7 protein-coding genes are annotated in these 7,893 nt (G+C 45.5%); 4 read left to right on the plus strand and 3 right to left on the minus strand.

Features of this window, described 5'->3' with window-relative positions:
• A partial coding sequence (gene adhE, locus WJM94_RS24335) for a bifunctional acetaldehyde-CoA/alcohol dehydrogenase (protein WP_444496716.1) occupies positions 1-2,661 on the plus strand: 2,661 nt, incomplete at its 5' end.
• 154 nt (positions 2,662-2,815) lie between these two features.
• Here the strand turns inward: adhE and WJM94_RS24340 are convergent.
• The 3 genes from WJM94_RS24340 to sodB all read right to left on the minus strand — a co-directional run bounded on the left by WJM94_RS24340 (position 2,816) and on the right by sodB (position 4,935).
• Entirely contained in the window at positions 2,816-3,499 is a 684-nt protein-coding gene (locus WJM94_RS24340; RefSeq protein WP_444496717.1) for an SDR family oxidoreductase, read from the minus strand.
• A gap of 192 nt (positions 3,500-3,691) precedes the next feature.
• Positions 3,692-4,195: a VC2046/SO_2500 family protein gene (locus WJM94_RS24345; protein WP_444496718.1), complete on the minus strand. Its 504-nt coding sequence runs from the start codon at positions 4,193-4,195 to the stop codon at positions 3,692-3,694.
• Positions 4,196-4,350: 155 nt separating this feature from the next.
• Complete coding sequence (gene sodB / locus WJM94_RS24350) at positions 4,351-4,935, minus strand: superoxide dismutase [Fe] (protein WP_444496719.1); 585 nt, start codon at positions 4,933-4,935, stop codon at positions 4,351-4,353.
• Positions 4,936-5,218: 283 nt separating this feature from the next.
• Here sodB and WJM94_RS24355 point away from each other — a divergent pair, with 283 nt between their 5' ends.
• From WJM94_RS24355 to WJM94_RS24365, 3 genes are all read left to right on the plus strand, one after another.
• Positions 5,219-5,554 carry a Grx4 family monothiol glutaredoxin gene (locus tag WJM94_RS24355; RefSeq protein ID WP_005494473.1) on the plus strand — a complete coding sequence of 112 codons (336 nt, stop codon included), beginning with the start codon at positions 5,219-5,221 and terminating at the stop codon, positions 5,552-5,554.
• A 75-nt stretch (positions 5,555-5,629) separates the two neighbouring features.
• Entirely contained in the window at positions 5,630-6,259 is a 630-nt protein-coding gene (locus WJM94_RS24360; protein WP_444496720.1) for a DsbA family protein, read from the plus strand.
• A gap of 117 nt (positions 6,260-6,376) precedes the next feature.
• Positions 6,377-7,813 carry an IS1182 family transposase gene (locus WJM94_RS24365; protein WP_444493534.1) on the plus strand — a complete coding sequence of 479 codons (1,437 nt, stop codon included), beginning with the start codon at positions 6,377-6,379 and terminating at the stop codon, positions 7,811-7,813.
• Positions 7,814-7,893 lie beyond the last annotated feature (80 nt).

Genomic DNA, 7,893 nt, shown 5'->3' on the forward strand with positions numbered 1-7,893 from the left:
CGCGTAAAAGCAGCACAAGCTGAATTTGCTACTTACTCTCAAGAGCAAGTAGACAAAATCTTCCGCGCAGCATCTCTAGCAGCTAACCAAGCTCGTATTCCTCTAGCGCAACAAGCGGTAGAAGAATCTGGCATGGGCATTGTTGAAGATAAAGTAATTAAGAACCACTTTGCTTCTGAGTACATCTACAACAAGTACAAAGACGAGAAAACTTGTGGCGTTCTAGAAGAAGACGAAAGCATGGGTACGATGACTATCGCAGAGCCTGTGGGCATCATCTGTGGTATCGTTCCAACCACGAACCCTACTTCAACTGCGATCTTTAAGTCTCTTATCTCACTTAAAACTCGTAACGGTATCATCTTCTCGCCACACCCACGTGCTAAAAACTCTACAAACGATGCAGCTAAACTTGTTCTGGACGCAGCAGTAGCAGCGGGTGCACCAAAAGACATCATCGGTTGGATTGACCAACCTTCAGTAGAACTTTCTAACGCGCTTATGAAGCACGAAGGTATTGCTCTTATCCTTGCGACTGGTGGTCCAGGCATGGTGAAAGCGGCTTACTCTTCTGGTAAACCAGCAATCGGTGTAGGTGCAGGGAACGTTCCGGTTGTTATCGACGAAACCGCAGACATCAAACGTGCAGTTGCTTCTGTACTGATGTCTAAAACTTTCGATAACGGCGTAGTGTGTGCTTCTGAGCAGGCTGTCATCGTTCATAAAGACGTTTACGACGAAGTTAAAGAGCGTTTTGCTTCTCACAAAGCTCACGTACTAAGCAAAGCTGACGCTGACAAAGTACGTAAAACTATCCTTATCGACGGTGCGCTAAACGCGAAAATCGTTGGCCAACCAGCTGCAGCTATCGCAGAAATGGCGGGTGTTAAAGTTCCAGCTGACACTAAAGTGCTTATCGGTGAAGGTCTGGGCAAAGTTGCATACGAAGACGAATTTGCACACGAGAAACTGTCTCCATGTCTAGGTATGTTCAAAGCAGACAGCTTTGAAGACGCTGTTGCTCAAGCGGTAACCATGGTTGAAATCGGTGGTATCGGTCATACGTCTGGTCTTTACACTAACCAAGACGTCAACGCAGATCGTATTCGTTACTTCGGTGACAAGATGAAGACGGCTCGTATCCTAATCAACATTCCGACTACTCACGGTGGTATCGGTGACCTTTACAACTTCAACGTTGCTCCTTCTCTAACGCTAGGTTGTGGTTCATGGGGTGGTAACTCTATCTCTGAGAACGTAGGTCCTAAACACCTAATCAACAAGAAAATTGTTGCTAAGCGAGCTGAAAACATGTTGTGGCATAAACTACCTAAGTCAATCTACTTCCGTCGTGGTAGCCTTCCAATCGCTCTGGGCGACCTAGAAGGTAAGAAACGTGCATTCCTGGTAACTGACCGTTTCCTATTCAACAACGGTTACGCTGACGAAGTAGTAAGCCTACTTAAAGCTCAAGGTATGGAAGTTCAGACTTTCTTTGATGTAGAAGCTGACCCAACACTATCTGTTGTTGAAAAAGGCGCAGCTCAAATGCAGAGCTACCAACCAGATGTGATCCTGGCTCTAGGTGGTGGTTCACCAATGGATGCTGCGAAGATCATGTGGGTAATGTACGAGCACCCAGAAACTCACTTCGAAGAACTGGCAATGCGCTTTATGGACATCCGTAAACGTATCTACAAGTTCCCTAAAATGGGTCAAAAAGCTGAGCTTGTATGTATCACTACGACTTCAGGTACGGGTTCAGAAGTTACGCCATTTGCGGTTGTTACAGACGACAAGACTGGTGCTAAATACCCACTGGCTGATTACGAGCTAACTCCTAACATGGCTATCGTTGATGCGAACCTTGTTATGAACATGCCTAAGTCTCTAACCGCATTCGGTGGTTACGATGCAGTGACTCACGCTCTGGAAGCTTACGTATCTGTTCTTGCGAACGAATACTCTGACGGTCAGGCTCTACAAGCACTTAAGATGCTAAAAGAATACCTACCATCAAGCTACGCGAATGGTGCTAACGACCCAATCGCTCGTGAGAAAGTACACAACGCGGCAACTATCGCTGGTGTAGCATTTGCGAACGCATTCCTGGGTGTATGTCACTCAATGGCTCACAAGATTGGTGCTGAGTTCCACATTCCACACGGTTTGGCTAACGCACTGCTTATCTCTAACGTTGTACGTTACAACGCGAACGATAACCCAACGAAACAAACTGCATTCTCTCAATACGACCGTCCACAAGCACGCCGTCGTTACGCAGAAGTTGCTGAACAGTTAGGTCTGGCTCAACCAGGCGACCGTACTGCTCAGAAAATTGAACGTCTACTTGCATGGTTGGAAGAGCTTAAGAAAGATCTTGATATCCCACTGTCTATTCAGGCTGCGGGTGTTAACGAAGCAGACTTCCTTGCTAAAGTTGACGCATTAGCGGTTGACGCGTTTGATGACCAATGTACTGGTGCAAACCCACGTTACCCTCTAATCACTGAGCTGAAAGAAGTTCTAAAAGCTTCTTACTATGGTCAAGCATTCGTTGAAGGTGAAACTTTCGAAGGCACTACTGTAATCAAGAAGAAAGCAGATCAGGAAGCCGCGAAAGCTGCGCCTAAAGCTAAAAAAGAAAAAGCTGACGCGTAAGTAAGCGTTGTTTTGAACAAGGTTTTCGCTAGCACGAAACCTTAATCGGGAAAAGTTAAAGCCCCAGTCCTAGACTGGGGCTTTTTTTATCTGGATTACTTGTAATTAGGTCATATACAGATTCTGGAAGGGGAGTACTCAACTATCTCTGGGCTTAAACCTCGGTAGATACGACTCTGCCGCTAAAGTATTCATTTGCGACAATATATGCAGTGTTACGCACTAACTCGTCCTGAATTTCCGCCCAATGTACTTCGTCGATATCTTCTTTGGTATGCGTGACTGACGGGATTACGCCTCCAACTCTAATATTAAAAGGCGTAAGTTCTTTCGCCCAGCTATAAGTAAAACCGGATACTAAAGCCGCCATACTTTCCACTCCGGTAAGATCTTCATGGCTATCGTGAGATATTACGTTAACGATGACCCCTTTCTTGTTTCTAGCACGAAAACGTTCGGCCGCTACCTGTCCGTAGGTATAGAGAAAACGAGCAGCAGATGAAAGGTGGTCAATGTATGTGCTTAACGGCTCTGGCGCCATCAAGCTCGGCATGGGGGAGCTGGTCCAGCAATTGACTACTACATCTGGTGTCGCGTCTAGTTCAGACTCTATTTGATCAAACAGTAAATTAGTTGATGTTGTGTCATTGCTGTGCACATGCATAGCGTAGACTTTATCGGTGAACGCTCTGATTTGGTCATAACTTGCTTTCAAGGCGCTTGAGTCTTGGTCACATAGAATCAACGTCGCCCCAAGATGAGCGAAGTGATTGGAGCATGTTCTGCCGATGAGCGAACCTGCTGATGTGACGAGTATGATCGATTCTTTAATATCCATAGCACCTTCACTGCTCCGTATGTGAAAAACATTACACCAGTGGTTTGTGCTATCAGCATGGTTTAATTTCGGCAAGCCCAGTGTGAAAAGCTTCAAATTAACGCTTTTGAGGGAAGACTATTGTATCGGAATCGGTAAGGCGTCACATTTCGTGCGTGTGACAAGTGTAAAAAGTTGGTGAAAAATTGAACATTACGCTCGAGCTTGGATCTGATATTGGCGTTGAGTTGTGACGAGTTTATTATACAGCCCTGTATTAGGAATAAGCGTCTGATTTTGCGCTCCTAACCGACGTCGTTCATGACCAGATAAATTGTGATAGACCTCTTCCGGAAGGTTAAAAGTATGTTCTGGTAAATAAGCTAGAGCATCCGGCGTGAGGTAATGCCTAAGTTTGGCAGAGGGTAAACCAGCAGCGTGAAATTGTTTGGCTTGCTCAGCTGCGAGTTCATAGCTGCTACTATCTGAGCGCAAAGATTGTGGTCGAGAAAGGCCAAATCGTTGGCGAAGAATATCGTCGTTTGTTTTCTCTTCTTTGACTTCCTCTACTGGGACAACATCCCGCACATCGTTTGAGAACATAGACAAAATCAACGCAAAATCGGCGCGGCGCCCTTCGTGTACGGCATGGTTAATACCGTTACCGAACTGAAGTTCGTTAATAATTGCAGCTTTATCTAAAGTATGGATTTGCATGATGTTCCTCGCCAGACGTTTTTTATAGCGGCACATCACAGAAGAACTTTAGAAAAAAGAAGATGGGAAAAGTAGGGATTGAGGCGAGGTAATAAAAAAGCTCGCTGGGTAAGCGAGCTTTTGTATAAGACTAAATTGAACTAGGGGGAAGTAAATTACTTCGCTAGGTTCTCTGCTACGAAATCCCAGTTTACAAGAGCCCAGAAGCCATTCATGTAATCAGGACGTACGTTGCGGTAATCGATGTAGTAAGCGTGTTCCCATAGGTCAACAGTTAGCACTGGAGTTACGCCTTCTTCTGTTAGAGGAGTACCTGCGTTAGAAGTGTTAACGATGTCCAGAGAACCGTCAGCCTTCTTAACTAGCCAAGTCCATGAAGAACCGAAGTTGTTGATTGCTGCATCAGTGAACTTCGCTTTGAATTCTTCGAAAGAACCGAATGCTGCGTTAATTGCGTCAGCAACTGCGCCAGTTGGCTCGCCGCCCGCATTTGGAGCTAGACAGTGCCAGTAGAACGTGTGGTTCCAGATTTGAGCAGCGTTGTTGAATACACCACCAGTAGAAGTTTTGATGATCTCTTCTAGTGTTTTACCTTCGAACTCAGTGCCAGGGATAAGACCGTTTAGCTTAACAACGTAAGTGTTGTGGTGCTTACCGTGGTGGTAATCTAGAGTCTCTGCAGAGATGTGTGGTTCTAGTGCGTCTTTCGCGTAAGGAAGAGCTGGTAGTTCAAATGCCATTACTCGATTCTCCATTGATATGAAAGGTTAACCTTTCGATTGCTTCCAGTGTTTTTATTCGTTCTGAGTCGATACGACTGACTTGCTAGGTATTTTAGCAAGTTTTTACTTTATTAAAACCCCGATATAAAAATATTTTAAGATGCGGGGTGCAGTAAAATGTCAATTTATTCGCCATTAGACAATCTTAGTTTAAACCGCAATAATTATATGGTTTTTATTCTGCAGTTATTGAGTAGAATGTGACAAATAAACAAAGTTAACACCCATGAATGAGGAAGCGATGGAAACTATCGACAAAATCAAACAGCAGATCTCTGAAAACTCTATCCTGCTGTACATGAAAGGCTCACCGAAACTGCCAAGCTGTGGTTTCTCTTCTCAAGCGTCACAAGCTCTAATGGCATGTGGTGAGAAATTCGCTTACGTAGACATTCTACAAAACCCAGACATCCGCGCTGAGTTACCAAAATACGCACAATGGCCGACTTTCCCACAACTATGGGTTGAAGGTGAGCTAATTGGTGGTTGTGACATCATTCTGGAAATGTTCCAGAAGGGTGAGCTTCAGCCTCTAATCAAAGAAGCTGCAGCACGCGCTGAAGGTCAAGCTGAGTAATTCGTAAATACTCACATTTGGCGATAGAATACAAAGGAGCCGCATTGGCTCCTTTTTCTTTTTTAGAGTAGTGGAATGAACATAAAGCTTTACTACGTGCATGATCCTATGTGCAGTTGGTGTTGGGGCTACAAACCAACCATCGACAAATTGAAGCAGCAACTGCCGGGTGTGATTCAATTTGAGTATGTGGTGGGAGGTCTTGCGCCGGATACTAATTTGCCAATGCCACCAGAGATGCAACAAAAGCTTGAAGGCATTTGGCAGCAGATTGAACGTCAGCTGGGGACTAAGTTCAACTACGACTTTTGGAAACTGTGTACTCCAGTAAGAAGTACTTACCAGTCGTGTCGAGCGGTGATAGCAGCAGGTTTCCAAGACAGTTACGAGCAGATGCTGGAAGCGATTCAGCATGCCTACTATTTGCGAGCACTTCCACCTCATGAGGAAGCAACGCATTTACAGCTAGCAAAAGAGATTGGCCTCAACGTCCAACAGTTTAAAAACGACATGGACGGCACTTTGTTGGAAGGAGTGTTTCAAGACCAACTAAGTTTGGCGAGAAGTCTCGGTGTTAACTCCTATCCGAGTCTGGTACTGCAAATTGAAGATGCTTACTTCCCTATTGAAGTTGATTATTTGTCAACGGAGTCAACGCTTAAGTTGATTCGTGAACGAATCATAGAGAATATGCCTTCGCATTAAGATAGGTTCGGGTAAGAAAAAGCCGCTCAATTGAGCGGCTTCAGACTGCTGACAAAGGACTAGCCATCAGGCTAGTCCTTTGATCTAATAGGAGTATCGAAATCTGGATACCTCGACATGCTTCAAGAACCTTCTCCACAACAATACGAACTTGAAATGGTGACGATGGAACAACTTGTTCCCAAAGACCACCTTGTGCGTAAAATTGACTCTGCTATCGATTTTGAATTCATTCGTGATGAAGTCGCCCACCTCTATTGCAAAGACAATGGCCGACCACCTGTAGACCCTGTCCGCCTATTCAAAATTATCCTACTGGGGTACATCTTCGGCGTAAAAAGCGAGCGTCAGCTTGTCAAAGAAATCGAAGTGAATGTCGCATATCGTTGGTTCCTCCGCATGTCCCTCACTGAAAAGGTCATCCATGCCTCGACACTCAGTCAAAACCGTATCCGTCGCTTCAATGGTACGGATGTCTTCGAACGTATCTTTATTAACATCGTTCAACAAGCGATGGCTAAAGGCTTAGTCGCTGGACAAGAGCTCTTTACTGACAGCACTCACCTCAAAGCGAACGCGAACAAAAACAAGCACACCAATAAACAAACGGCAGTCCGAGCGAGTGCATATTTAGATATGCTGGATGAAGACGTTGCACTAGACCGAGCAAAAGAGGGAAAGAAGCCACTTAAAGAACGAACTTCTGAGCAGAAAGCTAATAACACGAAGAGCAGTACGACTGACCCAGAAAGTGGCTTCATGACCCGAGACAATAAGCCGCAAGGGTTCTTCTATCTCGACCATCGCACGGTTGATGGTCAGCATGGCATCATCGTTGATACCCATGCGACCGCGGGGAATGTCAATGACTCCCAGCCTTATATCTGCCGTCTCGACCACACGCTTGAACAGTTTAACCTCAATCCTATCGCCGTTGGTCTTGATGCCGGTTACTTCACGGCCCCTGTTGCTGAATCCCTTGAGCGCCGAGGGATACTTGGCGTGTTCGGCTATCGCCGACCATCACGCACAAAGAATGCCTTCAAGAAGAAACACTTTATCTATAACAAAGAAAAAGACAGCTATCGTTGCCCCAACGGACAGGACCTTATCTACAAGACGACGTCACGCGGCGCTTACCGAGAGTATCACTCAGACCCTAAAGAATGTGCGTTCTGCCCAATGCGTGATGACTGTACTCAAAGTAAAAACATGAAGAAGGTCATCACGAGGCATATCTATACGGAGGCCATGGATAGAGCCAACCAGATGCGGCTCTCTGCTTATGGAAAGAAAACCTACAGGCGGAGAAGTGAAACGGTAGAAAGAAGCTTCGCCGATGCAAAACAACATCACGGTCATCGATACGCTCGCTTTCGAGGGTTAGCCAAGGTGCAGATGCAGTGCTGGTTGGCGGCGGCTGCTCAAAACATCAAGAAGATAGCGTTGGTGGTGAGCACTCTGCGTAAACTCGGCCTAAATCGAGGTGAAATAGCGCAAATCCTCACTTATATACGCCAATTTAAGAACACTAACGCTCTAGAGTTTATCTAACAAAAAATATCGCGATCGCGGCCTGCGGCCGCAAAAAAAACAGAACCCCACCTTAAAAGTGGGGTTCGTCATCAATCTGA

Origin of the sequence: Vibrio sp. YIC-376 (assembly GCF_052353105.1) — a bacterium.
Lineage (GTDB): Bacteria > Pseudomonadota > Gammaproteobacteria > Enterobacterales > Vibrionaceae > Vibrio.